At 63.7% G+C, this 24,020-nt stretch carries 25 protein-coding genes; 1 reads left to right on the top strand and 24 read right to left on the bottom strand.

Annotated elements, in window-relative coordinates:
* Positions 1–6: 6 nt before the first annotated feature.
* Genes ABDJ85_RS07725 through ABDJ85_RS07705 form a run of 5 tightly spaced genes read right to left on the bottom strand, consistent with a single transcriptional unit; the run spans position 7 to position 6,027 of the window.
* Positions 7–1,494, bottom strand: a complete 1,488-nt coding sequence (locus tag ABDJ85_RS07725) for a peptidoglycan-binding protein (RefSeq protein ID WP_347704187.1) — start codon at positions 1,492–1,494, stop codon at positions 7–9.
* Between the two features lie 6 nt (positions 1,495–1,500).
* Positions 1,501–2,940 (bottom strand): ATP-binding protein, encoded by a 1,440-nt coding sequence (locus ABDJ85_RS07720; protein ID WP_347704186.1) that lies wholly within the window; start codon positions 2,938–2,940, stop codon positions 1,501–1,503.
* A 4-nt stretch (positions 2,941–2,944) separates the two neighbouring features.
* Positions 2,945–5,437 carry an Hsp70 family protein gene (locus ABDJ85_RS07715; RefSeq protein WP_347704185.1) on the bottom strand — a complete coding sequence of 831 codons (2,493 nt, stop codon included), beginning with the start codon at positions 5,435–5,437 and terminating at the stop codon, positions 2,945–2,947.
* Complete coding sequence (locus ABDJ85_RS07710) at positions 5,434–5,805, bottom strand: hypothetical protein (RefSeq protein ID WP_252635447.1); 372 nt, start codon at positions 5,803–5,805, stop codon at positions 5,434–5,436. Before ABDJ85_RS07710 ends, ABDJ85_RS07715 begins: the two co-directional genes overlap by 4 nt.
* 15 nt (positions 5,806–5,820) lie before the next feature.
* Positions 5,821–6,027: a helix-turn-helix domain-containing protein gene (locus ABDJ85_RS07705; RefSeq protein WP_347704184.1), complete on the bottom strand. Its 207-nt coding sequence runs from the start codon at positions 6,025–6,027 to the stop codon at positions 5,821–5,823.
* 73 nt (positions 6,028–6,100) lie between these two features.
* Here ABDJ85_RS07705 and ABDJ85_RS07700 point away from each other — a divergent pair, with 73 nt between their 5' ends.
* Positions 6,101–6,238: a hypothetical protein gene (locus ABDJ85_RS07700; RefSeq protein WP_347704183.1), complete on the top strand. Its 138-nt coding sequence runs from the start codon at positions 6,101–6,103 to the stop codon at positions 6,236–6,238.
* A gap of 46 nt (positions 6,239–6,284) precedes the next feature.
* Here ABDJ85_RS07700 and ABDJ85_RS07695 read toward each other — a convergent pair whose 3' ends face one another.
* The 19 genes from ABDJ85_RS07695 to ABDJ85_RS07605 all read right to left on the bottom strand — a co-directional run bounded on the left by ABDJ85_RS07695 (position 6,285) and on the right by ABDJ85_RS07605 (position 24,004).
* A complete protein-coding gene (locus ABDJ85_RS07695; protein ID WP_347704182.1) occupies positions 6,285–8,570 on the bottom strand; it encodes a helicase-related protein in 2,286 nt (761 codons plus the stop codon).
* Between the two features lie 100 nt (positions 8,571–8,670).
* The gene (locus tag ABDJ85_RS07690) at positions 8,671–8,973 is read right to left on the bottom strand and encodes a hypothetical protein (RefSeq protein WP_033470583.1); all 303 of its coding nucleotides are present in this window, start codon (positions 8,971–8,973) and stop codon (positions 8,671–8,673) included.
* Positions 8,974–9,091: 118 nt separating this feature from the next.
* Positions 9,092–10,201: a DUF6094 domain-containing protein gene (locus ABDJ85_RS07685; RefSeq protein ID WP_347704181.1), complete on the bottom strand. Its 1,110-nt coding sequence runs from the start codon at positions 10,199–10,201 to the stop codon at positions 9,092–9,094.
* Between the two features lie 74 nt (positions 10,202–10,275).
* Entirely contained in the window at positions 10,276–10,926 is a 651-nt protein-coding gene (locus ABDJ85_RS07680; protein WP_347704180.1) for a hypothetical protein, read from the bottom strand.
* Positions 10,927–11,002: 76 nt separating this feature from the next.
* The gene (locus ABDJ85_RS07675; RefSeq protein WP_347704179.1) at positions 11,003–11,395 is read right to left on the bottom strand and encodes a hypothetical protein; all 393 of its coding nucleotides are present in this window, start codon (positions 11,393–11,395) and stop codon (positions 11,003–11,005) included.
* 89 nt (positions 11,396–11,484) lie between these two features.
* The gene (locus ABDJ85_RS07670) at positions 11,485–12,099 is read right to left on the bottom strand and encodes a DUF3275 family protein (RefSeq protein WP_347704178.1); all 615 of its coding nucleotides are present in this window, start codon (positions 12,097–12,099) and stop codon (positions 11,485–11,487) included.
* Between the two features lie 115 nt (positions 12,100–12,214).
* A complete protein-coding gene (locus ABDJ85_RS07665) occupies positions 12,215–12,751 on the bottom strand; it encodes an STY4534 family ICE replication protein (RefSeq protein ID WP_347704177.1) in 537 nt (178 codons plus the stop codon).
* Positions 12,752–13,144: 393 nt separating this feature from the next.
* Positions 13,145–13,945, bottom strand: coding sequence for a GTPase (locus ABDJ85_RS07660; RefSeq protein ID WP_347704176.1), 801 nt, complete (start codon positions 13,943–13,945; stop codon positions 13,145–13,147).
* A gap of 306 nt (positions 13,946–14,251) precedes the next feature.
* Positions 14,252–14,965 (bottom strand): DUF5983 family protein, encoded by a 714-nt coding sequence (locus ABDJ85_RS07655; RefSeq protein ID WP_347704175.1) that lies wholly within the window; start codon positions 14,963–14,965, stop codon positions 14,252–14,254.
* A gap of 118 nt (positions 14,966–15,083) precedes the next feature.
* The gene (locus tag ABDJ85_RS07650) at positions 15,084–15,362 is read right to left on the bottom strand and encodes a hypothetical protein (RefSeq protein ID WP_298433831.1); all 279 of its coding nucleotides are present in this window, start codon (positions 15,360–15,362) and stop codon (positions 15,084–15,086) included.
* A 98-nt stretch (positions 15,363–15,460) separates the two neighbouring features.
* Positions 15,461–15,853, bottom strand: a complete 393-nt coding sequence (locus ABDJ85_RS07645; RefSeq protein WP_347704174.1) for a hypothetical protein — start codon at positions 15,851–15,853, stop codon at positions 15,461–15,463.
* Between the two features lie 28 nt (positions 15,854–15,881).
* Complete coding sequence (locus ABDJ85_RS07640; protein ID WP_347704173.1) at positions 15,882–16,136, bottom strand: hypothetical protein; 255 nt, start codon at positions 16,134–16,136, stop codon at positions 15,882–15,884.
* 868 nt (positions 16,137–17,004) lie between these two features.
* Complete coding sequence (locus tag ABDJ85_RS07635) at positions 17,005–19,020, bottom strand: DNA topoisomerase III (RefSeq protein ID WP_347704172.1); 2,016 nt, start codon at positions 19,018–19,020, stop codon at positions 17,005–17,007.
* A gap of 280 nt (positions 19,021–19,300) precedes the next feature.
* Positions 19,301–19,684 carry a single-stranded DNA-binding protein gene (locus tag ABDJ85_RS07630; RefSeq protein ID WP_020685569.1) on the bottom strand — a complete coding sequence of 128 codons (384 nt, stop codon included), beginning with the start codon at positions 19,682–19,684 and terminating at the stop codon, positions 19,301–19,303.
* Positions 19,681–20,232, bottom strand: a complete 552-nt coding sequence (locus ABDJ85_RS07625; RefSeq protein WP_347704171.1) for a DUF3158 family protein — start codon at positions 20,230–20,232, stop codon at positions 19,681–19,683. Before ABDJ85_RS07625 ends, ABDJ85_RS07630 begins: the two co-directional genes overlap by 4 nt.
* Positions 20,229–21,077: a PFL_4669 family integrating conjugative element protein gene (locus ABDJ85_RS07620; RefSeq protein ID WP_347704170.1), complete on the bottom strand. Its 849-nt coding sequence runs from the start codon at positions 21,075–21,077 to the stop codon at positions 20,229–20,231. The genes ABDJ85_RS07625 and ABDJ85_RS07620 overlap by 4 nt, the downstream gene beginning before the upstream one ends.
* Positions 21,078–21,265: 188 nt before the next feature.
* A complete protein-coding gene (locus tag ABDJ85_RS07615) occupies positions 21,266–22,018 on the bottom strand; it encodes an OST-HTH/LOTUS domain-containing protein (RefSeq protein WP_047351012.1) in 753 nt (250 codons plus the stop codon).
* Positions 22,019–22,256: 238 nt separating this feature from the next.
* Positions 22,257–23,441: an STY4528 family pathogenicity island replication protein gene (locus ABDJ85_RS07610; protein WP_347704169.1), complete on the bottom strand. Its 1,185-nt coding sequence runs from the start codon at positions 23,439–23,441 to the stop codon at positions 22,257–22,259.
* A gap of 2 nt (positions 23,442–23,443) precedes the next feature.
* Positions 23,444–24,004, bottom strand: a complete 561-nt coding sequence (locus tag ABDJ85_RS07605; protein WP_347704168.1) for a DUF2857 domain-containing protein — start codon at positions 24,002–24,004, stop codon at positions 23,444–23,446.
* Between the last annotated feature and the right edge of the window lie 16 nt (positions 24,005–24,020).

The raw sequence follows: 24,020 nt of genomic DNA, 5'->3' as shown, positions 1-24,020 counted from the left end.
AATCACTCATCTCTCGTAAACGGAAACGCACTTGTCGCCAACCTTTCGGTACCCGTCATTGCAGTACCAGTTGGAGCCAGACACCCAAGCGTTGTCAGGGACAGTAAGTGCTACGCATTGGTCTCCGACTTTTCGGAATCCATCGTTGCAGTACCAGTTAGAGCCGGATACCCAAGCATTGCGAGGAACATTTAGCCTCTCGCAGCGGTCGCCGGCCTTCCGATAGCCATCGTTGCAATACCAATTCGATCCCGACACCCAAGCGTTGTCAGGGACATTGAGTGCTACGCATTGGTCTCCGACCTTTCGGAACCCGTCATTGCAATACCAGTTGGAACCAGATACCCAAGCATTGCGAGGAACAACCAATTTCTCGCAACTGTTGCCGACTTTCTTGTAGCCGTCGTTGCAATACCAGTTTGAGCCTGATACCCACGAATTGGCTGGAGGGCCTGACCTCTGCACGCTTGGCGATGGAGGAGCAGACAACGGTGCAGTTGCGGTCGTAGCGGTTCTTGGTGGAGCTTCCTGCACGACCGGATCGTTGGCACTCCAACCGCCACTTGAGCGTGCAGGAGCACGCTGTAGCTGAAGCAGCAGCACTTGATCTGCCACGCCAGTCGCGGCCAAGCCTCTGTCCTCCTGGAATGCGATGATGGCCGAGCGAGTGCCCCGGCCCATCAACCCATCCGGAGTCCCTGCGCTGTAGCCAAGCTCATTGAGTTTCTGTTGCACCGCCTGCACCGCCTGCACCGTCGCATCCGGAGCCGCGCGCGACGGCGCGGGTTTCGACAGCGAGCCAGTTGATGGACTACGAGCGAATTTGTTTCCGCCCTCGGCCTGAAGTTGACTCCGGTACGGCTCAACATCCCGCCGCGCACTTTCCAGCGCGCCGCTGCGATAACGGAAGCTCCCGCAGCGGCTGTTGTAGTCGGCCACCATCGCGTTGAAGCGATCCACGTCTGAGTCGATGTAGTTGTTGAGAGCCGATTTCGCACCCTCCATGCGGATGTCCTCGGCCAAGCAGTAGCGAATCTGCGCCGTTGAAAACACCAAGTTTTGCCCAACAGGCGGCATCGATTCCTGTGGGCGAGATGGCGCTTGCGGTTCAGCAGGCGGCGGCGAGTAACTTGGCGTCGCGGTCTGCGCGGGAGGCGAGTAGGCCGGAGTTGGAGAGGTCGTGCTCTTGTCCGACTGACCGATGAGCCAGAGCACGCCAATGACGGCGGCAATGCCCAACACCCACTTGCCGCCGGACGATCCAGAGGACGGCGGCTGCGCAGGCTCTTGATACGTTTGGCGTTGGCTCGGCTGCGGCTGCGCGGGCTGCGCGGGCTGCGGGGCGGGATGTCCGGCACCCGGTGCAGCGGCAGCAGGTTCTATTTTGGCGGCAGGGGGCGGCGTCGTGTCCACGTCGGACACGAGCGAGGAAAGGCCTGCGAAGCCTTTGCCTTCTCCCTTCTTCTGTTCTTCTTTTCCCCCCGTCACTACCATCTCCCCTTAAACGAATCCGATTCGCCGTTTGGTTTCGCCACCCTCGCGCTCCCGCGCTGGTGATGCACGCAGGGCGGACAACATGCTGGCCTGATCCAGTTTTTCCTTGCCAGATCGCGCCGCCAGCCTCGCGCCTTCGCGCACCACAAAAGAGACGTCGGACAAGGGCCTGCCAGCCAGCTCCTTCGCCAGCGGCTTGGAATCCACGTCCGACTCCTTCGGCAAGGAGGAGAGCAGCTTGTCCAGCAGCGACTGCACTTCAACCTCGCTGGCGAAATCCACCTTGATGACGTGATCGAAACGCCCTCGGCGCTGGATGGCCGGGTCGATCATGTCGATACGGTTGGTCATGGCGATGATCAGCACGTCGTTCTTCACCGCCTCCGGAATGCGGCGCAGGAACTCGGCCATTTCCTCGACGCGGTGATGACCCGACCCCATCTCGCGGTCGGCAAGGAATGCCTCCATCTCGTCGATCACGAGGACGGACGGCGCGTTCTCCATCGCCTTGTCGAACACCTGCGCGACCTTCTTGCTGGTCTCGTGGATGTAGGGACTGGCGACGCTGGAGGCGTCGATCTGGAAACTTGGCCAGCCCAGGAAGTCCACCAGCCGGTCGACCGCGAAGGTTTTGCCGCAACCCGGAGGGCCGTGCAGGATCACCGCTGACGGGAACTCGATGCCGAGCGCCTTGTAGCGGTCGCGGTGCAGGATGATGTCGACGATATGCTCGTTGAAGAAGGCCGCCAGTTCGGGACGCCCGGCGAGTTCGAAGACCTTGTTGGGTTCCGGCTCGGCGCGTTTGACTTCCTCCACCTTCTCGGCGGGGGTGGCTTCCGTTTTTTTGACAGGAGCCGCAGGCTTGCGCTCCAGCGGGATGATTTCAGCGACTTCGAAGCCCGCCGCTTGCACGACATCCTTCAAATGGCCCGCACCGAGCCAACTCATGGACTGACGCAGCCGACGAAAGGATGTGGCCGGAATGTTCGTGCCGCCCGTCAGCCAGTAGCCGAGCACGACATCGTCGCCGGTTCTGGAGCTGATGCTGTAGGTCGGCAGCAGCCGCGTGATCTTCTCGATGTAGAGAGCGTCTTGCAGCGGGGAGTCCGCATCGATGTCGCGCGTAGCCTTCAACGCCAAGGCGAAGGAAAGCGCCTCGGCCTTGTTGTCGGGAGACTTCGCTTCGCTGACCGGGCAAAGCGTTTGGCTCGGCCCGCACGAGATCGACCGCAATTGGCGGTCGCCGAACTGCGAGGCGTTGAACGTCCCGTCTTCAATCAGCCCCGCGTCCAGCCAATGCTGCGCCAGCGAGTCCAACACGACGAGCGCGCGCCCGCCGCCCATCGATTCGTAGATCTGCCAATCCGTGCCCTCGAAAAGCGCGGCGCGAACTTTCGCGCCGTCTGGCAGCTTGAATCCGATGGGGAGCCATGCGTCGAGGGCCATGTGATCAACTCCGAACGATATTGGCACCGGCCATCATGTCGTCGTCACCCGCAGAGCCGACTCGGATCGAGTCGAGGTTGACGACCACCGCACGCAACTTGTCGATGTCGTTGGCCTTGAGTGCTTCGGCTCCAACCGCCACGAGCTGCGCGTGCTCTCTGGCATCGGGGAAGAGGTAGGTGTCTTGCGCCAGCCACTTGAAGCGTTCGATGACGAACCAGTCCTGACGCCACAAGATCATGAAGTTGCGGCCGCGCAGATCGTCCAAGTGCGACTCGAAGTCGCTGCTGTTGTTTTCAAGCGCGCGCTGTGCCGTCTTGACCAGGTTGTCGAACGACGACGCTTCCGTGGGGCGGGCGTGCTGGCGGACGACCTTGTCGAAGAAGTCAACCGCCTTGTCCAGTTCAAGCTGGCGGATGTCCTTCAGGTGCTCCTTGCGCGTCAGCGCCAGCAGGCGCTTTGCTTCCTGCACGTTGTCCATTGCCTGCTTCGCCGTTTCCGGGTCGGCCTCACCGGGCTCGATGGTGCTGGCCTGCTCCAGTTTCTCGCGGGCCTGTTCCAGACGTGGGTCATCTACTTTGGTTGCCATCTCTTCGAGACGCTCCAGCGTGTGCTCCGACTGCTCCTGAATATTCTTGGCCTGATTGGAGTAGTCGATCTTGCCTTCCTGACTGGAGTAGTAGTTGCGTCCGCTCTTGAATGAACCGCTGATCGACGGCACCGAGACTTCCAATTGGATGTTGCCGGAGTCGAGCACTTCGAACTCGCAGACCATCTCCGCGCCTGCGGCGATGACGCCGTCGTCGAAGTCCGTGCCCTTGATCTCGAACATGCCAATGAAGCGGTTGTCGTTGATGGGGTCGGAGATTTCGCCTTCCCACAGCTTGAACTTGATCGACCCGGCGCTTCCGGCCTTGAGGGATTCGCCTGCCTTAAAGGACTTCTTGCCCTTCTTGGGTAACTGGTCGCCTTCACGCACGAGGTAGTCCAGCACCAAGCGCCCACCAACCTTGTCGCGGGCCTCCACGCCGATGGAGTGGGACGCGGGAATCGCGTCGATGCTGGCGGCAGTGCGCGCGATGACGATCTTGTCCTCGCGCAAGCCCACGGGCGCACCGTTCGAGTCGAACACGAACACCTTGAAGATGTTGTCGCCGGGCTTGGTCAGGCTGAGTTCGACGCTTGCGCCATCCTTCAGCGCAACGCGGCCCGACGACCAACCGGTGTCCAGACTGTCGATCTGGAACTCGATGCCCGCAGGCGTGCGCCCGCCGAGCTTGGCGACGATCTTGGCTCTCGGTTCCGGTGTGCGCGCGATGTAGTTGAACGAAAGGTCGAGCGCGCCACCGGCGCTGATCGCACCACGGGCACTCTTGCGCCCACGGCTTTGCGAGGTCCAGTCGATGGATTCGGCAAACACCGCCGCACCCTCGGCAACCGCCGTCATCGGGTTCACGTCGGTGGACGGCGCAACGCCAAGCTCGAAGGCGACCTTGTCGCGCAGCGGCTTGTATTGCGTGGGGCCGCCCACGAACACCACGCGCTCGACATCGTGCGGGGTCAACCCGGCCTTTTCGAGCGTCTCGCGGGCGGACTGGATGGAGTCTTCCACCTTGGGCGCGATCAGCTCATCGTAGCGTTTGCGATCAATGGTGATGTCGATGTAAATCTCCTCACCGGCCTGATCTCGGACGCCCAACTCGGTTTCGGGAAGGCTAACGACCGTTGCTTCCTTCTGCGACAACTCGATCTTGGCCTTCTCCGCCGCCCACGTAGCCATCCGCAGCAGCGACTTGAACTGCGGATTCGCGGTCAAGTCCTCCGGCAGATCGAAGTTCTCCATCAGCCACGGCTTGACGATGTTGTCGAACAGGATGCGGTCGAAGTCACGTCCGCCGCACATGGCAATGCCGCCGTGGGCGAGCAGGTTCACCCGGCCAGCGATGCTTTCGGCGATGGCGATGTCGAGCGTGCCGCCGCCAAGGTCATAGACGACGAACACGCCATCGTTCTTGCGCTGGCGCATGACGCTCATCACGGCGGCCACTGGCTCTTGCATCAACGCGACACGTCCGAGGCCAGCCGCATCGGCGGCGGCCATCGTCGAGTCCTTCTGCATCTGGTTGAACGCGGCCGGAACCGTGATGACGGTGCCGGTATCGCCATCGCCTCGAATTTCCTCCGGCAAGTAGCCGAAGAGCGAGCGCAAGACTTCGGCGGAACATTCCTCCGGCGTCATCGTGAGGTTGACCGCCGGCAGCTTCACGGGCGTGCTCGTGCCCATGAGCCGCTTGAACAGCACCGCAGCGTTGTCGGGGTTCTTCGCGGCGCTGTTGTAGGCGCGCGAGCCGACATACTTGTTTCCGCGCCGGTCGATGAAGATGGCGGACGGGGTGACGTCGTGCTGTTCCGGACTCTTGTAGAGGTGAATCTTCTCCCCGTCGAACGAGCAGATGGCACTATTGGTCGTACCGAGGTCGATGCCGACGTATTTCATGCTTCCACCTTCCTGAGCATTACCGTGCCTTGTTTGCGCAGACCATTCGGCCCCATGATGATCGGCTCCAGCATCTGATCGACGAGCAGCACGTCGTCAGGGCCGAAGTCGCCCAAGTTCAAGGCGGATGCCGCCATCCCCGCGTCGTAGGGCTGCCCCTCGACGTTGACCAGCTTCAGGCCGTTCGAATCGAGGTTCTCCTCGACCTTTTTCTGGAAGTAGCGAAGCTGGTTGATGTAGCGGCCTGACTCGCCCGCGTCGAGCTTGCTGACCACCTTGCCGAACAGACGCGAGAAGCGCCAACTCTCGACAGCGATGTCGATCAAGGACTGCTCCATCTGCTCATTGCTTTCGCTCTGCTGGGTCATCAACCCCTCCTGTGGTTACGTCCTATCGGCTTTTCCGCCCTTCGACTGCTGCTGAATCCATTCCGTGATCTCCGCCTTGGAGAACCGCCAAGTCCCGCCGACCTTAAATGCGGGGATCTTCTTGGCTGCAGCCAGCCTGTAGATCGTCCGCTCCGTGACCTTCAGGAACTCGGCGACCTGTTTGAGGGTGAGGATCTCGCCCTCGCTGGTACTTGTAGGCATGGTGATGATGGCCAGTTCAAGTCAAACTATGACAGAATAGTGCAGAATTTTCAGGGCAACAATGACATTCGTCATGGCGGCCACCCTGCTGTGTGCTGCTTGCATCCTGAAGTGGGCCTGGTTCTCGGACTCCCCTCCCGACGTGATCAGCTACCCGCCGCTGGATCAAGAACTGCGGAACAAGGAACGGAAAGCCCGCGGGCTTTGCTGAAAAGGAAGGAAGCGGCCCCCGAAGGGGCCGCCAAGTCCAGCAACGCTCAATGCACCAACTGCCGCGCCAGTGCCACCTCCACCGAGTCGCCGTCCTGGTTCAGGACATCCAGCCCGGATTCGGGCACATCGCCGGAGGTGGATTGCGACACCATGATCTTCCTGGCCATCAGCCCCAGGCAGGTCATCTGCGAGGAGTTGGCATAGCCGAGGTAGATCACACGCACCGGCTGCTTCTGGCCGATGCGCCACGAGCGCCGTGCGGCCTGCTGCAGCGAATACACGTTGTAGCCCGACTGCATGAACACGATCGTCGGGAACTCCAACAGGTCCAGGCCGGTTTTCACCAGTTCGGGATTGGTGACGAGCACGTCGATGCCGCGGTCCAACTGCTCGGCGATCCAGTCTTCCCGGCGGGAGGCATCCACGCTCGCGCGCAGCACCGCCACCTTGAAGCCTTCCTGCTCCAGCAGCACCTTCAAACGCGACGTGGTGTCGCGCGTGCCGGTGTAGACCGAATAGACCAGGGTCTTGCGACCTTCTGCCTTCTCCTGCTTGCAGATATCGATCAACTCGCGTTCCTTGGGCATGACCTCCAGCTCGTTGAACTGGGAGGGCACGAACGCCAAAGTGTTGCGCGTGCGCGGATGCACCACCGTCTCCGACCGGAAACACGTGTCCGGCCAGGCCAGCAGCACGTTGAGGACCACGCCCAGCAGCGTCGTGTCACGCTTCGCCAGGGCTTGCTTCAGCTCCGCGGTCAGCCGTCCCGCCAGGTCGCGATAGGCCGCGGCTTGCGCCGTGTCCATCGTGACCTCACGGAACTCCTCGTCGTAGGGCGGCAGCACGTTGCCGCCGATGTCCTTCAACTTGAGGAAGACGGTGAACGGCAGGACGCAACGCAGCACGCCCTTCGGACCGAAGCCCGGCGCCTTGACCGTGCGCACCGATACCTTGGTGCCCTTGGCGGTCTTGTGCGCCGTGCCCGTGCTCTCGGAATAGATGTCCTTGAGCACGCCGTGATCACGCATGAACGCCATCGCGGCCGACGTCATGGAACCTTGCTTGGTCGGCCGGTAGCCGTCTTCGATCATCCGCCCAGGCAGGGCGCGAAACAGCAGGTGGAACAGGTCGTCGCCGTAACCGCCCATCAGCGTGCCGGTGAGCAGCAGCGTCTTGCGCGCCTTGGCCGCCAATACCCCCATGGCCTGGCCCTGTGCGGAGCCGCCGTTCTTGTACTCGTGCGCCTCGTCGGCGATGAGCAGGTCGAACGTGCCTTGGGGAAGCTGCCTCTTGATGAACTCGGACGGCTGGTAGCCGCCCTCGCCGAAGCCGAACTCCATGTTGGCCATCGCGCGTTCCATGCGATGCGCTTGGCGATCCGAGAAGACCAGCTCACCCCGGTCGTCCATCAGGTTGATGAACTCGTGGATGTTGTCGCCGAGCATCGACGCGAGGAAGGCATCGCCGAACTTCTGCATCAGCTTCTGCGCGGTGACCTCCCCGATGGTCGGGATGCGCTTCAGGGCTTTGAGTACGGTCGAGGACTGGTCACTGGCGGACAAGCCCCTGGGACGAATCAGCGTCCACAGCGGTGCGGCGCAATGGCTGCACTTGCGGCGGGACTCCTCGGCTTCGAGTTCGACCGGGTTGATGGGATCGCCGTCGAGGTCGGTGATGATGTGGCCGCAGTCCGGGCACGCCGCCACGTCGCCGTGGGGCGTGCGCCGCCGGGTGAAGACGGGCTTCCAGTGGAACCCCATCCGCATCCGCACGCGGCCCAGGACGAAGAACTCCTGACCCTGCGCCGGTACACCCAACTGCTCGCGCAGCTTCAGCAGCTTGACCAGCGTGTCCGGGCCGTTGAGCACCCAGACCTTGGCGCCGGCCACCGTCTCCTGGATTTCCCGCCGCCACTTGTAGACCAGATGCGGCGGAGAAAGAACCAAGGTGCGGCGGTAGCCTTCGGCGTTGAGCACGGCGGCGGTGGCAATACCCACCGTCGTCTTGCCGCATCCCATCTCGCCATTGACGATCGCGGCGCGTTCACCGCTATCGACCAGCAGCTCGGTGACGGCATGGACCACATCGGCTTGCGCCTGGAACAGCTTGCGCTTGAGGGCTGCGAGGATGAGTTGCCGATGTACCCGCACCTGGCCGGTGTAGACCGGGGGATTGGCACGGTTGAGCGAGTCGAGCAGCTCGTCGCCGAACTCCGACACGAAGTCGGTCAGGGTGATGGCGAGCGGTGAAGATGCGGCTTCGAGCAGGTCGCCCTGCACGGGCGAGGCATCGGAAACAGCCGCGGGAACAGTTTCGAGATCAAGTGACATGGTGATGCTCCAATGAAAATGGGGCATGCACCGACCCCTGCGGGGCGATGGCATGCCCCAGGGGTGGGAAGAGAAAGACGGCCGAGCCGTCAGAGGACGATCAGTACTCGGATGGCAGCAGCAGCGTGGTGACGCTGCGGTCCCACTCGGTGATGATCCAGAGCTTCAAGGTCGGCGTGACCTGGTAGGACGAGAACAAGCGGTCTCCGGACTTCAAGGCAGCGTCGTTGGAACGCCGGTCGCAGTCATCGAGATCGCCCCAGTCGCAACGCAGGTGGCGGCGCAGATAAGGCACCGGATTGAACTGACCCTGCTGGACCAGATCGTTGATGCCGGCGGTCATGACCACTTGTCCGGATGGGAACCGTGGTTGCGAGACGAGATTGAGAACAGCGAGTGCCATGGTGATTTCTCCTTCAGAAAGAAAAAGAGGCCACGGCACCCCATCGGGGCGACATGACCCCGGTGGGTGGACAAAGAAGGCGGCGAAGCGCTGGCGGCTTGCCGTCGGGGAACAACGATCAGCGGATGGTCAGCACCTCGCCCCGCGTGGCGGAGCCCGGTGTCATGTCCCAGGCGCGGATGACCGGCACGAACTTGTCGGTGAGGATGCGTGTCTCGGCCACGGAGCCGTCGTCGCGTTCGGTGTATTCCGTCTGGAGAGTCTTCTCCTTATGGGTATCACCTTTCACGACGAGCGTTCTGCCGCTCTTCGAGGTCACGACGCCCGAGATCGCGCCAGCGGCCAGAGCCAGAGCGAGATGCCAGTGGGACAAGGCCCGCGCCGGTGGACGCAGCGACTGCTGCGCGGCCCCCAGGTGGGTGTCGAGCGACGGCCATAACCCCTGCAGTCGGCAGACTTCATCGGCGAACTGCTCAGGCTCCATCGTCACGCGATAGAAGTGCTCCGGCTCCGCGGGAGACACTGGGACGGTGTACGGCAGGAACGGCCATTCCACTGGCAGTTCCTCGGCCTCAGCATCGCCTTGCCCGACCTGCAACAGCAGCCCGCGCACGGCTTTGGCCGAGTCCGACGCCTGGTCGCGCTGGCGAGCCCGCCGACCGAAGATCACCACCTGCTTGAACTGCGCCTCTACCGCACGGTAGATCCGCAGGTCTGCGAAATGGCGCGTCAGCCATCCGACCAGCTCCGGATCGAGCACGTAGGACGGCACGATGAAGATCAGCACACCGCCGTATTGCAGCAGCGGCAGGCTGCGCTGATAGAACAACTTCTCCAGCCTGGCACGGCCTTGACCCTGGTAGCCCATGTTGCCGTTGGCGTCCTTGCTCAGGTCACCATACGGCGGGTTGAGCCATAGCAGACCGAAGGCCTGCCGCGAGATCAGCGCGTCCATCAGGTCGCCGTGCAGGCAGTGATCGACCAGTTGCCGGGCGTGGCGCGCACGCTCGGCGTCGTACTCCACGGCGAACGCCTGCACCTGCTCGCGCCCGAGGGCGTGGGCGGCTTCGGCGATCGCCACGCCTTCGCCGGCGCAGGGATCGAGGATGGAGAGCGGGCCAGAGGCTGGCGCCAGTGCGGACAACGCCCGTTCCAATGTGGACTCATCGGTGGGGAAATAGCCGTTTTTGATGAAGTTGCGCGCAAGGCGCGGGAACATGAGAGCCATGGGAACCTCCTGGAAGGAAGTGGGATGAAGAAAGATGGGCACGCGCGCCGCGCATGCCCGTACATGGAGATGACTCAGGCCACGCGCCGAAGCGGTGCGCCGGAAGCCAGCTCGTACCGCGACGCCCCGAGGGTGCTGTTTCGGATCAGGTCACCCAGCGCGGCGGTCAGCGCCGGGACGTCGATCGCCAGCCGATGACCTTCCAACGCGCCGATGGCGGATGGCAGGCGGCTCAGCATCGCGCGGGCTTGCAGCAGTTCCAGCACGGTGTCGCGCCAGTGATCGAGCAACGGCAGTGGGCAGGTGTCCTGCACCAGCGTCCACAGCCGATCGGTGCGATGCGATGAATCCCTGGGCAGTAGGGCCAGCGCGCTGGCGTTGGCCTTGTCGGGCTTCACGCAGCGGCGGTCGAACAACCACAGGTTGACCATGGAACCGAACAGCGTGCGCCGGAAGACGCGGGTGCTGCGCTTCTCCAGGTTCTCGACATTGCCGACGAAGACCGGGATCGAGCCGCCCTGTTCGTTGATGACGTGGAACTGGTCCAGTCCCTGCTCGTCGCGCCCGAGGGTCAGGCGAGCCAGGAACTGCTGGATGGCGGTGTCGCGCGCCCAGACGGACAGGAAGACCAGGTTGCCGCTTTCGTCACCGATGCAGCCGTCGGCCATCAGGTCGGGGCATTCGTCGATGCGATACAGCGTCTTGAGAGATGAAGGTGCAGGCATGGTGATGTCCTCGATGAAGAAGGGACAGCACTGCCCGCAGGGGCAGGCACTGCCCCATGGGGTGGAAAGGAATTGCTCAGTCCGGCGCCAGCGCCGGCGTGGCCGGTGTGCGGCGACGCGCGTGATAGGCACGCACGCCTTCGCGCCACTCTCGGGACTGCTCGGGCGCCATGTCCAGGTAGGACAGCGGGCACGAGTAGTAGTACGGGTGCATCGACTCGTCCATCGGCTTGTAGCCCCAGCTTGAGCCGGAGCCTTCCAGCAGGTGGCAGGCGATGAACGTGGTGGATTGACCGATGTCGAGCTTGTGCACGTCCGGCTGTTTGGCCGTGATCCGAACCACCGACCACAGCACGTTGCCGCGCAGGGTGTGGGTGATCGTTTCGTAGCGCGCTGCTTCGCTCTCGTCCGGTCGGGTCAGCTCGCCGATCAGCGCGCTGCGGGTCCAGTTGGAAAAGGTCCAGCCCATGAGGGTCTCCTTGAAGAAAGAGCCGGAGTCCCTCCCCATCGGGGAAGGACCCCGGCGGGTGGTGGAACGTCGTTTTCGCGACGGATGAATCAGGCGCTGGCGAGGTGCCAGTCCTGGGACAACGGTGCGAACGCGTAGCCCAGCGCACCGAGACGGTCGCGCTGCTGACGCAGGACACGACGATCCACGGTTGGATCGAGCTTGACGCTGCTGCCCAGCGGCCACAGCGCGCCGAACAGCGCGGTGTCGTCGTCCTCGGCCGAGGCCTGGGTCGACGGCTTGGCAACTGCCGCGGTGCCGAACGGCGTGGTATCGACCAAAGGGTCCTTGCCCTTGCGTCCCTTCGCCTTGGCGGGTGCCGGGGCTGCGGTAGGCACGGGTGCTTGCGCCTCTTCGTCGATGGGATCGACTTCCTGCGGACTCAGCCGTCGGGCCTCGTCGCGGCTCAGGGGATCGATGCTGGACAAGGTCATGCCGCCCAGGTGGGCGCGGATTTCGATCACCATCCGCCCACTGGTGTTGTAGGTGGAGGGCCGGATCTCGGTGATGATGAAGTCGCCGTCGTACTTGCCTTCGGCGTACTGGTCGAGTTCGGCATTCTTGATGACGAACTCGCCGATGGAAGTCGCCAGGCGGCCGACGTTGAAGTCGCCGTTGCGGCCGTGGATGGTCTTGATGGCCAGTTGGCCTGGAACAGTGATCATGGATGGCTCCTTTCGACGAATGAGCGATCGCGTGCCGCCAGCGCCGAAGCGCAAGCGGTGCTCGATCGAAGGGGAAGAGAACAAGGCCCGGTGCATGCGCACGGGGCCTTGCGGATCAAAACGACTCGGCCAGGGCCGGCGCTTCAGCGGGTGCTTGGGCGTCGTTGCTGGCGGCGACTTCGGGCGCAGGTGCGTCCTCGGTTGCCGACGTGCTGGAGGGTGCGGGTGCATCCTCGCTCGCCGCGTCATCGGTCGTCTTGGGCTCGGCCTTGTAGACCATCTCGCCATCGACCTTGATCCAGCTCACGAAGAGCAGGCGAGCCTTCAGGCTGACGCCCTGCTGGCCGGCGTTCTTCCCCTTGGAGTAGGTGAAGATGTCGGTCCACAGGTCGCCGAGGCGGAAGCCGATCAGCACTTTGCGTTCGGCCTTGACGGCCTCTTCGCAACGGCGGACCAGATGCTGAGCTTCGCTGCCGGACACGCGCACGTCGAAACGGCGGTATTCGGGAGCGTTGCTCGGACCATTGAGCGCTGCGATGTCGCAGGCCAGGAACGGCTCACCTTTCTTGGGCTTCACTTCGCGGATGCGATTGAGATACCCGAGGCCAGTGATGTGCAGGTCGAAGTACGATTTTTCGGATGAAGTGGTCATGGTGAATCTCCAGACTTGAGGACAAGAAAAGCGGAGACACACCGGCCCTGGCGGGGAGGTGTGGAAACCCCCGCGCGGGTTGTGGGTCGTAAGACCCGTGAACAACTGTCGTGGCATCTCCATCGATGACTCGATGGACGTTCGCGCTATGGATGCCGAGAGCGAACTGGTGCGATCAACGCGGCCGAAACCGTGTCGTAGCCTTGAAGACCTTGGCTACCTGGGCATGCTGCTGACGGGTGTCAGCGGAACATGGCAGCAGCGTGGCGCCTGCAAAGGCGGGCCGCCAGAGGAAATCGGCATCGGCGATCTTCCCGATTGGTCAACCACCGGGGGAATGAACCAAAGAAAAGCCCCTCGATCGAGGGGCTGTGAGAGAACACAAGGGTAGGTTCAGTGCCGCACACCGGGCGTCTTGCCCGAAATCATTTCCACGCGGATAAACCGCCAACTGCCGTCGTCGATCAAGCGCTCCAGCGTGTCACCGAGATCGTCGAAATAGACGTCATCAACACGCTCGATGCGCTCGCCGTCGCGATGCAGTTCGACCACATAGACGTCACCGCCCCGGTCGTAGCTCACCGTGACCTTGCCGCTGAATTTTCCGGTCTCGACCGTGAAGCTGATGGCCGGCGGCGTGGCGATGATGTCCTTCGGCTTCGGATCGACCAGCGTAAAGTCGCGGGCCTTGGCATCGACCAGAAGATGGCTGATGTGACGATGACCGTCCGGTGCCGGCAGCTTCTGCAACTGCTGGATCAGTTCGGCCAGTTCCGGGCAGCGTGCTGGCGGCACAGGCAGCTCGGCGGTGGCGTCGCCCAGGATCACCGACTTGACGGTGTAGGGCGTGCCATCGGACAGGTATTCCGTCTTCTCCCGAGGGGTGCCGACACGCTGACCATCGAAATGGCGCCGCGCATACGGAACGACTTCGACCTTGCTGCCTTCGGCCGGCACAGCAGTGACCAGATGGCGATCGACCACGGCGAACTGGGTCGGCTTGACCTTCACGATGATCGCGTCATCGGTGACCGCGATCACCTTGCCATGGAACGGACTGGGATCGGTCGCGAAGCCGAGCATGGTTCTCTGCGGCGTGCCATCGTAGACGTTGAACTTGAACGACCGGGCATTGCGAGGCACATGGCCTGCGACGAGAGTCGGCATTTGAGAGCGGATAAGAGCGTGGTCCATGGGAATCTCCTTGAAGAAAACCAAGGGACGCCCGCCCCGCCACCGGGATTGGGAATCCCTGGTGGGTTGAGGTAAATGGCGCGGGATGCGCCGGGGATGAACAACGACCTCTGCGGAGAACCGCACCGTAGCCTTGAAGGTCGATGGCTACCTGGGCATGTTGCTGACCTCAAGTCAGCGGAACATGGATTCAGAGTGCACTGGCTCCATTGACCTGCCGACAAAGAATCGGCACCCCGGCCAGGTCGGTTTCCTGCACGCGAAAAAAAACCCCTGCGAACAGGGGCTGTGGCTTGGGGGGTGGCGTCACTCCTCGAAGATCGGCAGGCCTTCCAGGATCTGCGCGTCCGCATCGAAGATCAGGATGCGCACGTCGGCCTCGGCTGCCAGATGCAGGACGTCGACCAGACTCTCGGGCATGGCCTTCCTGAGATGCTCCCGACGCAGGTATTCGGCCGTGATGCCCTCGATGTGGCCGAGGTTCTCATCCGACCAGGGCGTGGCGATCAGCTTGACGCCGATCGCTGGGCTGTACGGGATGCGGAAGGCGACGAACAGAAACCGGGCCGGCGTTGCGATGTCGGCCAGCTCGGCGAGGTAGCGCCCGGCATCTTCGGTGATGTGGGCGGAACTGATCTCCCAGCAGCGGCTGTAGAAGCCGGTCTCGAAAGTCAGGCGCCGGATGACTTCGCGTGCAGCCTCGTCGGAATAGGTGTCGCCGACATGGACAGGTTGGCCGAAGTCGTCGCCTGCAACCGCATAGGTCACGGTTCGCACGATGCCCTCGGTCTGGCATTGATCCTCGAGTTCCTCGCTGATCTCCTGACCTTCGGTGATCAAGGCAAAGTCGTTGCAGAAGATGCAGGGGAACTGTGCGACTTGAGCGTCAGGCAGATGCGCCTGGCTGGAATGAAGCAGCCGCCAGACTGGTGGGCTGTCGTCCTCGTAGGTGATGCAAAGTGTGCGGACGGTGCTCAGGTTCTGATAGCCGCGAACGAATGGATTCGGTTGGATGGGCATGGGATTTCTCCAGCAGAGAATAGGCGGAGCTATCCCCTGCTGGGGATTAAGCCCCAGCGGGTGGATGTGGATAAAGTGGTGGTCGCTCAGGCGGAGCGGCGGAAATTGACGCGCTTGCTCAGTGGGCGGGCATGCCTGCTGTCGGTGCGTCCGATGGGGGATAGGTCACGGCCAGGACATGCCTGCCGTTGTGGTCGCGGAAGCAGGTGCCGTTCGGTACGGAGACCCAGGTGATCCAGTCATGGACCTCCAGCGTCGTGCCGCGAACGAGTCGGGCGCGGAACCAGCGGCCAGGAAGATGACCGTCGCCATAGAACCCGGCTGCGGTTCGTGCGTGGTGCTCGTTGAGGCGGCGGACGATCTGTCTGAGCGTCAGCGATGCATGTGGACGGGGCATGTGTCACTCCTGAGAAAAAAAGGAGGGACATGGCCCCGACAGGGACGCATGTCCCTCGTGGGGTTGGATGAAAGGCGAAAGCAGGACGGCAGGCAGGCTCACCAGCCGTTGTAGTTGAGGATCAGGTCGGCGATCACCTTGCGGCGTTCCAGATCGAGACCGCCGAAGTCGGACAGCCCCTCGAAGCCGCAACGCTTGAGCATCGCGCCGCCTTCGCGGGCGTTGTAGAAGCTCACCATCGCGGACAGGAACATGCGCTGGCCACTGCTCAGGACACCCAGGGCGTCGTTGAGCATCAACATGTTGGGCCGCAGCTCCCACTTGGTCGTGGCACGCTGCAAGCCTTCGCGGGTGCCATCGCCGAACCATTCGGCACCGGCGATCTCGGCACCGCGCTTCCAGGCCTGGAGGAACGCGGACGGGGCCTTGGTGAAATGCGCATCTTCCCGCGCGATCTGATCGAACACTTCTTGAGGCAATGACAAGCTCATGAGGAATCTCCTTGGATGGCAGGGGCAATCACGGGTGCGATCGCTGCGTCCACGCGCCTGTCGCCAGGGCTTTGGCTGCGGCGTCGCGGCTGGGGAAGTACTCGAAGGACTCGCGGGAGCAAGGTCCGTCGTGGTCATCGAGCGTGCCGATGTAGTAACCAGCGGCACTGCGAAGAACCTGCAGAGGCAGGCGCTTGTCAGCAAAGGTCTGGGCCAGGTAGCCGATGGAATCGGCTCGGACCGCCTGTGCCGTGATGGGTGGCGAAGTGGAAGCAAGGGACATGGGACTCTCCATGGGGAAAAATGGAAAGCGCCCATCCCGACGGGATGAAGGAACTTCCCGTGAGGTGGATCGAAGCATCGACGCCAGGTATCGGCGGTGTCCGCGCGGGCGATGCGAAGCGGACTGGTTCGGTCGACGCGGAAGGTTCCGCGGCGCAGCCTTGAAGACCTGAGCTGCCTGGGCATGGTGCTGACGGAGTCAGCAACGCATGGGCTTAGCTTCGGAGAGCAGTGCGAGCCTGTCGTGCAACAAATCGAAGCTGCACCGTTCCTGATTTCCCAGATAGGCTGTCGCCATGAAGCAGCGCACACGAAAAGGCCCCGCAGTGCGGAGCCGGTTGTGAAACAGGGAGCAGAGGTTGTAGGCCGTGCGGCCGGCGTGTTTCAGAACAAGGAAAGACCAAGGTGCCGAAGGCTGGAGGCCTTCGGCTGGATGAGAAAGGAATGCCACCCGTGGGCTGCTACAGGCGTGGGGCCGTCGTCAAAGCCGCCGCTGCACCAGCAATCGCACTCGACCGGTATCGTGGCTGGGGTCGATATCCTCTGGCACGCATCCGCGCACAAAGGGCGCCCGTTGTTTCACCGGCGGGCACCGGCACCGAATACCGTCGACCCCGAAGAGTCTCCTGGCGGCTCGCGAGGCAAGGCGCCAGGAGACTCTTCGGAGTGAACGGAAGAACCGCGGATCAAGGGAATCGCGTGGGGCGCCATTCGCGGACCAACTGCCTTCTCGCCCTGCGGCCACACGTGCCAGTCAGGACGCGCACACCGTCGCAGAAGGGATCGCGTGCTGGGGAGGCCCCGCAACGCGCGGGGCGCATGCCTCGCCACCGGGGGAGCGGCAGGCGCGGCAGACGTGTTTTCAGGCGTCAGGACGCCTTGGGTGACGCGCGCCGCTTGCGCGGCGCCGGGCGCTTGCCCGTCGAAGATTCGACAGGCAGCGTGCCCTTGCAATCTGGGTAGCGGCCGCACGACCAGAAGACGCCGCTCTTGCCGGTGCGCTGGCGCATCGGCGACGTGCACAACGGACAGGTCGGCGCCGGCGGCAGCTTGAGGGACAAACTGGCGCCGCGGTACTGCTGGACCAACTGCGTGACCCAGGCCGACTGCTTCTCGATGAAGGTGTCCAGCGTCATCTGGCCGGCTTCGATCATGTCCAGCGCCTGCTCCCAGATTGCCGTCGTGCCCGGATCGGCAATCGCCGCCGGCACCGCATCGATCAGCGTGAAGGCCGCATCCGACGCGCGGATGGCGCGGCCTTTCTTCAGCAGATAGCTACGGCCCAGCAGGCCGTTGATGATGCTGGCGCGCGTGGCTTCGGTGCCGATACCCGTCGTTTCCCTGAGCTTCTGCTTCAGCCGCGGGTCGGTCACCAGCTTGGCAACAGCCTTCATGGCTTTGATCAGTTCGCCCTGGGTGTAGGGCTTGGGTGGCAAGGTCTTCAGCGCCTTCATCTCGACCTGTTCGACGCCGCACCGCGTGCCGCTGGCCAGCGGCGGCAGGATCTGACTGCGCTGCGCCGGCTCATCATCCGACTTCTCCGGACCACCATTGACCAACGCCAGGCGCCAGCCAGGCACGACCACCTGCTTGCCGGTCGCCTGCAGTGGCTGGCCACCGCTGGTCAACACCGCTGTGGTCCGATCGAACTCATGGTGCGGCAGGAACTGCGCCAGGTAGTGGGACCGGATCAGGCCGTACACCGCCTGTTCCTTCTCCGACATGGCCGAAAGCCGGGTGGGTTCCAGCGTCGGGATGATGCCGTGGTGAGCCGTCACCTTGTCGTCATTCCACGCGCGTGAACGTTGGCTGCGGTCCAGCTTGTCGATCAGCGGTCGCAGGCCGGGATCGGTGGCGAGCAAGGCATCGAGGACGGCCGGCACTTCGGCCAGCATGCTTTCGGGCAGGTAGCCCGAGTCGGAGCGTGGATAGGTCGTCGCCTTGTGCGTTTCGTACAGCGCCTGGGCAATGTCCAGCGTCTCCTGCACATCGAGGCCGAGCTGGCGCGAACACACTTCCTGCAAGGTACCCAGGTCGAACGGCAGCGGTGCGGCTTCCCGCACGCGCTCGGTCTCGACCGACACCACCCGCGCCTCGCGGTCGGCGCGGATACGATCGGCTGCGTGCTGCGCCACCGGCTGCTGGAGGCAGCGTCCCGCCGCATCGGAGGTGCTGTCGGGCGGCAGCCAATGGGCGCCGAAGGAGTGGCCCGACTGAGCCAGCAAGACCTCGACCGTCCAGTACGGCACGGATACGAACCTGGCGATCTCGCGGTCGCGGTCGACCACCAGGCGCAGCGTGGGGGTCTGTACCCGACCGACCGACAGCACGCCCGAGTAGCCGGCTTGGCGTCCGAGCACGGTGAACAGCCGGCTCAGGTTCATGCCGATCAGCCAGTCGGCACGCGAGCGGGCCAGGGCCGAGTAGTACAACGACAGCGTCTCGGCCGAAGGCTTCAACGCGCCCAGCGCTTTGCGGATCGATGCATCGTTGAGCGCCGACAGCCACAGCCGCTGGATTGGGCCGCGGTAGCTGCACAGGTCGAGGATTTCGCGGGCGATCATTTCGCCTTCGCGATCGGCGTCGGTGGCGATCACCAACTCGCTCGCTTGGGCGACGAGGTGCTTGACCACCTTGAATTGCGCTGCGACCGAAGCCTTGACCTCGACGCGCCAGCGCTCGGGAATGATGGGTAGTTGCTCGATGGACCAGCGCTTGTACTGCTCGCCGTAGCCTTCGGGCGGAACCGCTTCGACCAGATGGCCGATGCACCAGGTCACGACGGTACCCGAACCGCTGTAGCAGCCGGAACCTCGTTGGCCGGCGCCCAGCACGCGGGCGATGTCCTTGCCTTGCGAAGGCTTCTCGCACAGGAACACGCGCATGGAGCCTCCTCGGATACGTGCTGTTGATCGGATGGACGACAGCATGTCCGCGCAGGGAGAACTCGACAGCAAGGAAGCGGAACGGGATGGACACCGATTTGTGTGGACGACAGGAAAACGCCGCCCGCAGCGGTGTGGGCAGGTCGCTGCGGAAGCCGTTACGGAAGCGTCGTGTCGGGAGGGCGACTGGAAGCCGATGGACGTCGATGACGCTATCCCCAGGGGATAACTGGTGCATGGCGGGCGGTTGACGGTTGCTACAGCCGCCCTCGAAGGACATCTATTGGCCGGCGGCCGGCTTGGTGCCGAGCACCACCGCCTCGACGCGATACGGCAGGATGCCCACACGCCTGGCCTCGATCTTGAACGTGACCCGTTCGTTCTCGTCGGCATCCTCCCACTCGTCGCGCACCGTGCGGCCATCGACCAGTACGCGCATGCCTTTCTGGTAGAGACTGGCCCAGTGCTCGGCATCGCGATGCCACAGTTCCACCGGCGCCCAGAAGCCGCCGCGGTCCTCGTATTCACCGTCTTTCTTCGGCACCGGGTTATCGAAATAGACGTTCAGGCGCAGCAGCCTGCGCGGCTCGTCGTTGCCGTTGGTGAACTCGCGGTACTCGGGTGCAGAGCCGATGTTGCCTTCGCCGCTGAAATGCGTGCTCATGGTGCCTCCTGTCGCGTGGTGGGTTGGATCGAAACACCGTGCCCGTGGTGGACACGGCGCAAGTAGACCGCTTCGGCCTGGGACATCTTGTCGGCGCATTCCAGGGCCTGGCGGGCAATGCTGTGAGTCAGGCTGATCTGCATGTTCAGCGCGATGCGCTGCAGCTCCATCGCGTAGAGATCATCGACCAGGCGATCGGGCGTGGACGGGCTGGCGATGAGGTGCTGCCACAGCGTCACACCCATGCTGGACCGGTCGAGGTTGCGCCAGCGCAGGAACGTCGTGCCTGCGCCAGTGGTCTGCTGAGCCAGTTGCGAGCCGAGCAGGTTGAAGGGGTAGGTGCGTGCCTGCGGCAGCACTCGTCTCATCGCCAGCGCGATCAAGTCGTCGCGCAGCGCCATGCATTGGCTGGCCCAGGCATCCAGACTTCCCTTACCTTTAAAAGGCTTCAAAAGGCCTTTTAGGTAGGCTGCGTGTTCCAGTCGCTGGAAGTCGGGCTGTTCCAGCGGCATGAAGTGCCGAGGCGCCGCGGAGGATTGCGCCGTCATGCTGGTTCATCCCCATCGGTGGATTCGCTCGCCTTGGCGGACTTCCTCGATCTCTTGGGTTTGTCGGGCTTTGCGGTGTCCTCGGCCGTCGCATCGGCTACGGCCTCGTCCGCGGTGTCCGCCAATGCGCTGGCCTTGGCCTCGGCAGGTTCGCGCTGCATGGCGGTCAGTGGAGTGCGGCGCATCAGGGGCGGCGCGAAGCGCGAGCGGTGAGTGCCTTCGAGCACCTCCTGCGGCAGTGGCCCGTATTTTTCCAGTGCGGCACGCGCTGCGGCGTTGTTCGCAGCGAAGTCATCGCGCTGGGTGCCCGAATAGCGGTACTGCTGGGCCAGGGAGAACAGGCTGCGCAGCGCGTGCGCGCCATCATTGAGCCAGCGCTCCAGCGTGCTGCGGTCGATCAGCGCCGTGTGATGGGCGAGGATCAGCTTGCGCGCCAGGTCGTCGTAGTCGGCCAGCAGGTAGACGGCGGCAAAGCCGAGCTGGGCATTCACGAACAGCGGCAGCTTCACCGGCTGCACATTCAAGTTCTCGCCCAGGCTGAGCGCGGGAGGAACACCGGCCAAGGCCTGGTCCACCTGTTCGCGCAGCGCCTGCAGTCGTGTCTTGGTGTCGCCGAGCTTGTCCTCGATGCGCAACATCCACCAGTCCGAGTAGGGATCGTCCTGTTCGGCGCCGCGCTTCATCTTGTTCATGATGGAGATGAAGCCGTTCAAGCCGACGATGCCGGCCTTGCCTTCGGCTTGGGCGCGCCCATGCCAGATGCGCGAAGCGTGGTGGGTGTGCAGCGTCAGCGACATCGCGCTGCGCAGAGACCCGAGGTTCAGTTGCAGTGGTTCATTGGCCATGTTGACGACTCGCGAATAGGAAACGAGTCGCCAGCATCGGCATCGGCCGGAAGGCTGTCAGTCAACAAACCGCAGCCCATGCGCGCCCGGTTTGTTCCGCACGGAAGGCTGTGTGTGCCGGCTATCCCCTGGGGATAGGTCGGCGGGGTCGTTCGCGGCTCGCGCGGTGGTGAGACCGCGCTGCGGGTCTATGCCTCGCGAGGTCTGTACCAGGCGGCCCGTTGCCCCTCCACCTCACGGTAGCGAAGCTCGAACAAGCGGCACTCGTGCACCACCTGCCGCCAACTGCTGCAGCCGTACTTGGCTGGAAGCTGCTCGGGATGCCGGTCCGCGATCCAGCGGCCAGCGGCGACGATGGGTGTCCAGCCCTCGACGGCCAACTGCGCGGCGGCCTCGCGCAGCGCGCGAACGATGCCGGCGGCCGGCCAGTCCACCGTGCCGTCCGGCGCGATGCCATTGACCACCAGGTCGTGGAACACATCCGACTGGACGAACTCCGCTGCCAGGCGCCGCGCCTGATCCATGTGCTCGGCCCAGCCGCGCAGCTGCTCGAAGTGCTGATCGATGCGCGTGTAGGCGGAACCGAGTTCGTCCTGTGCAGCGCGGCACCCGTCCACGGTCCATAGATCGTGCTGGTCGATGAAGTGGTGCACCAGGGTGTTGCGCAGCGATACCAGGTCTTTGAGGTCGGCCTGGGTCTTGGCGTAGTCCTGCGCAGAGAGGCTCAGTTGCACGCGCGTGCGAAAGGAAATCACGTCGCCGGGAAGATCGTCGTCGCGTTCCTTGCCACCATTTCCATCGGTGACGACATACGAACCAAACAGTTGTCCGACCAACGTGCCCAGGGTCTTGGCCGCGGCATCTTCAATCCGCGCTGCGCGAATGGCCTCCAGCGAATGCGCCGGGCCTGAAATCTCGTGGTGCGCCACGATGGCTTTCATGAGGCGCTCGTATTGTTGAAGGCGCAACAGGCATCTGCCCAGCAAGCGCTGAACGTCTCGCTGTAGTGGTTGCAGTGCGTTTGTGACGGGGGAAGTCGTCATGTCCATCATCGGCCGGGCTCGTGCGTGGCTGTCCTCGTCTGATTCACAGGCGACAGTTTCGCCTGTCGTTCGGCGGGCGACAATCGAGCGCGGCGAAAAGGTGCCTGTTCCAGCTATCCCCTGGGGATAGTCAACATCAGCGATCACGCAAGGCTTCTCGGAGCTGTGCCAGGTAGGCACGTGCCACCTCGGGGTCAGTGGCACGGGATGCCGGTGGTGACGATGGCGCAGGTGGCGGGGGCGCTGGCGGTGCCGATGTACTTTCTCCGGCCCAGGCCTTGAACTCTCCGCGGATCGCCTTCTGGATGATGCCGAACAGATAGCCGGCCGGGTTGCGCACAGTGCTGTTGCGGCAGCGTGCGGTCCATTCGTCGAGCACAGCCTGTCGCTGGGCTTCCTCCACCTGTTGCAACGCCACCAGCGCGCCGGCCTGCTGCTCGTCCTTCAAGCGCAGGAAACGCTCGGGCAGCCGCAGGTTCTGCAAGGCCCTCGCGCGCGGTACTGTACGTACTTCATTTATACGATCATTACGTACTGTACGGTCCTCCTTCGGAATCCGAAGAGAGCCGTCCGGCGCGGGTTTCGGCCGTGCTTCGGATTCCGAAGACGGGCGCGCAGCATTCCGAAGAAAGGCATCCCGGCCTTCTTCGGAATCGTAGTCGGCGACCTCCTGTGGATAACTCTCCGCCGCCAAGCCGTGGCGTGTCATGCGCTGCGCCAGCACCTGCAAGCGCGTCGGTAGCGTGCGGCCGCTGAGCAGCGGGTCTTCGGCAATTTCCTTGAGCGTGTTCATGCCCACGATCTGTACCGCCTTGGCGGCATGGGTCAGCGCCTGGCTGACCAGGCCGAGGTAGTCGGTATCGAGCTGCATCGCCTCGAAGGGTGTCAGCGGTTCGTCGTGCAGCACGTAGAGGTTTCCCTGGATGCGACCGGTCTTCGGGTCGCGCCGTCGTCGCACCAGGCTCAGCCAGCGCGTCAGCCGCAACAACGTCAGGGCGCGCGCCACGGTCTCGTGCGATGCCTGCGCCGCGCAGGGCATCGAGGCCAAGTAGGGGCGCAATTGGTCGTAGGTTGGAAAGGCGGTCACGCCGTCGTCGTTGAGCTGCAGGCGGAACACCTGCCAGGCGTTTCGCTCCAGCGGCGTCAGGCGCCGGTCGAGGAACAGCCGGCGCGGCACGCTCTCATGGCGGTTGCCGCTGTAGAGGAAACCGTCGGCGGCCGGCGCCGTTCCCTGCGCCGGCTGTAGGTGCTGCAGGGCCTCGTCGAAGAGCGCGGACAGCGCAATGGGGCCTTCGCGCCGTGGTGCGCCGCCCGTGGTCATGGCTATGCCAGCCCCTGGTCGATCCAGTTTCGTATCGCCGCCCACACCACCGACATCGGCAGGCTCATCGCCTCGGCCAGGTCCATGGTCAGCGCCAGCATCGCCATGTCATCGGTCAGGGCGATATGGCGCTCGGTGACGGCGGCCTTCCAGTGCTCCCACAAGGCCACGTCCTGCGCCTCGTTCAGCACCGGATGTCGGCCCTTGCGCTTGGGCAGGCCGAGGATGTCCCGGCGCAGCGCCACTTCCTGATGCGTGAGGCCGTAGAACTTGCTCACCATCTCCGTGCTCGCACCCAGCCGCAACATGCGGTCGACGGTGGCGATCTCCCGCTCCACGTCATGTACCCGGCTCAGCAATCGCTGCAACACCTCGCGGTTCACCGACACCGAACACCAGGACACCGTGGCATTGACCAGCATGCTCACGAGTTCGGGATGCTTCAGCGCATCCAGCTCCTCCTCGCCGAAGCCCATCGCCTTGCAGCGGCGCAGTTGGCCGTTGCGCAGGTCATGGAGCGCCTGGGCGATGACGGCCTGGTTGAGCGGGTGCGGTGCCGACATGGGAGCCTCCTGCGCG

It is taken from the genome of Roseateles paludis (assembly GCF_039872745.1).
GTDB classification, from domain to species: Bacteria; Pseudomonadota; Gammaproteobacteria; order Burkholderiales; family Burkholderiaceae_C; genus Pelomonas; species Pelomonas paludis.
This window is presented reverse-complemented; position numbering and strand designations above follow the sequence as displayed.

What these genes read in the sequence shown, in the direction of transcription:
- ABDJ85_RS07725 (WP_347704187.1), bottom strand. Translation starts at nt 1,494, where the DNA reads ATGGTAGTGACGGGGGGAAAAGAAGAACAGAAGAAGGGAGAAGGCAAA.
- ABDJ85_RS07720 (WP_347704186.1), bottom strand. Translation starts at nt 2,940, where the DNA reads ATGGCCCTCGACGCATGGCTCCCCATCGGATTCAAGCTGCCAGACGGC.
- ABDJ85_RS07715 (WP_347704185.1), bottom strand. Translation starts at nt 5,437, where the DNA reads ATGAAATACGTCGGCATCGACCTCGGTACGACCAATAGTGCCATCTGC.
- ABDJ85_RS07710 (WP_252635447.1), bottom strand. Translation starts at nt 5,805, where the DNA reads ATGACCCAGCAGAGCGAAAGCAATGAGCAGATGGAGCAGTCCTTGATC.
- ABDJ85_RS07705 (WP_347704184.1), bottom strand. Translation starts at nt 6,027, where the DNA reads ATGCCTACAAGTACCAGCGAGGGCGAGATCCTCACCCTCAAACAGGTC.
- ABDJ85_RS07700 (WP_347704183.1), top strand. Translation starts at nt 6,101, where the DNA reads ATGGCGGCCACCCTGCTGTGTGCTGCTTGCATCCTGAAGTGGGCCTGG.
- ABDJ85_RS07695 (WP_347704182.1), bottom strand. Translation starts at nt 8,570, where the DNA reads ATGTCACTTGATCTCGAAACTGTTCCCGCGGCTGTTTCCGATGCCTCG.
- ABDJ85_RS07690 (WP_033470583.1), bottom strand. Translation starts at nt 8,973, where the DNA reads ATGGCACTCGCTGTTCTCAATCTCGTCTCGCAACCACGGTTCCCATCC.
- ABDJ85_RS07685 (WP_347704181.1), bottom strand. Translation starts at nt 10,201, where the DNA reads ATGGCTCTCATGTTCCCGCGCCTTGCGCGCAACTTCATCAAAAACGGC.
- ABDJ85_RS07680 (WP_347704180.1), bottom strand. Translation starts at nt 10,926, where the DNA reads ATGCCTGCACCTTCATCTCTCAAGACGCTGTATCGCATCGACGAATGC.
- ABDJ85_RS07675 (WP_347704179.1), bottom strand. Translation starts at nt 11,395, where the DNA reads ATGGGCTGGACCTTTTCCAACTGGACCCGCAGCGCGCTGATCGGCGAG.
- ABDJ85_RS07670 (WP_347704178.1), bottom strand. Translation starts at nt 12,099, where the DNA reads ATGATCACTGTTCCAGGCCAACTGGCCATCAAGACCATCCACGGCCGC.
- ABDJ85_RS07665 (WP_347704177.1), bottom strand. Translation starts at nt 12,751, where the DNA reads ATGACCACTTCATCCGAAAAATCGTACTTCGACCTGCACATCACTGGC.
- ABDJ85_RS07660 (WP_347704176.1), bottom strand. Translation starts at nt 13,945, where the DNA reads ATGGACCACGCTCTTATCCGCTCTCAAATGCCGACTCTCGTCGCAGGC.
- ABDJ85_RS07655 (WP_347704175.1), bottom strand. Translation starts at nt 14,965, where the DNA reads ATGCCCATCCAACCGAATCCATTCGTTCGCGGCTATCAGAACCTGAGC.
- ABDJ85_RS07650 (WP_298433831.1), bottom strand. Translation starts at nt 15,362, where the DNA reads ATGCCCCGTCCACATGCATCGCTGACGCTCAGACAGATCGTCCGCCGC.
- ABDJ85_RS07645 (WP_347704174.1), bottom strand. Translation starts at nt 15,853, where the DNA reads ATGAGCTTGTCATTGCCTCAAGAAGTGTTCGATCAGATCGCGCGGGAA.
- ABDJ85_RS07640 (WP_347704173.1), bottom strand. Translation starts at nt 16,136, where the DNA reads ATGTCCCTTGCTTCCACTTCGCCACCCATCACGGCACAGGCGGTCCGA.
- ABDJ85_RS07635 (WP_347704172.1), bottom strand. Translation starts at nt 19,020, where the DNA reads ATGCGCGTGTTCCTGTGCGAGAAGCCTTCGCAAGGCAAGGACATCGCC.
- ABDJ85_RS07630 (WP_020685569.1), bottom strand. Translation starts at nt 19,684, where the DNA reads ATGAGCACGCATTTCAGCGGCGAAGGCAACATCGGCTCTGCACCCGAG.
- ABDJ85_RS07625 (WP_347704171.1), bottom strand. Translation starts at nt 20,232, where the DNA reads ATGACGGCGCAATCCTCCGCGGCGCCTCGGCACTTCATGCCGCTGGAA.
- ABDJ85_RS07620 (WP_347704170.1), bottom strand. Translation starts at nt 21,077, where the DNA reads ATGGCCAATGAACCACTGCAACTGAACCTCGGGTCTCTGCGCAGCGCG.
- ABDJ85_RS07615 (WP_047351012.1), bottom strand. Translation starts at nt 22,018, where the DNA reads ATGAAAGCCATCGTGGCGCACCACGAGATTTCAGGCCCGGCGCATTCG.
- ABDJ85_RS07610 (WP_347704169.1), bottom strand. Translation starts at nt 23,441, where the DNA reads ATGACCACGGGCGGCGCACCACGGCGCGAAGGCCCCATTGCGCTGTCC.
- ABDJ85_RS07605 (WP_347704168.1), bottom strand. Translation starts at nt 24,004, where the DNA reads ATGTCGGCACCGCACCCGCTCAACCAGGCCGTCATCGCCCAGGCGCTC.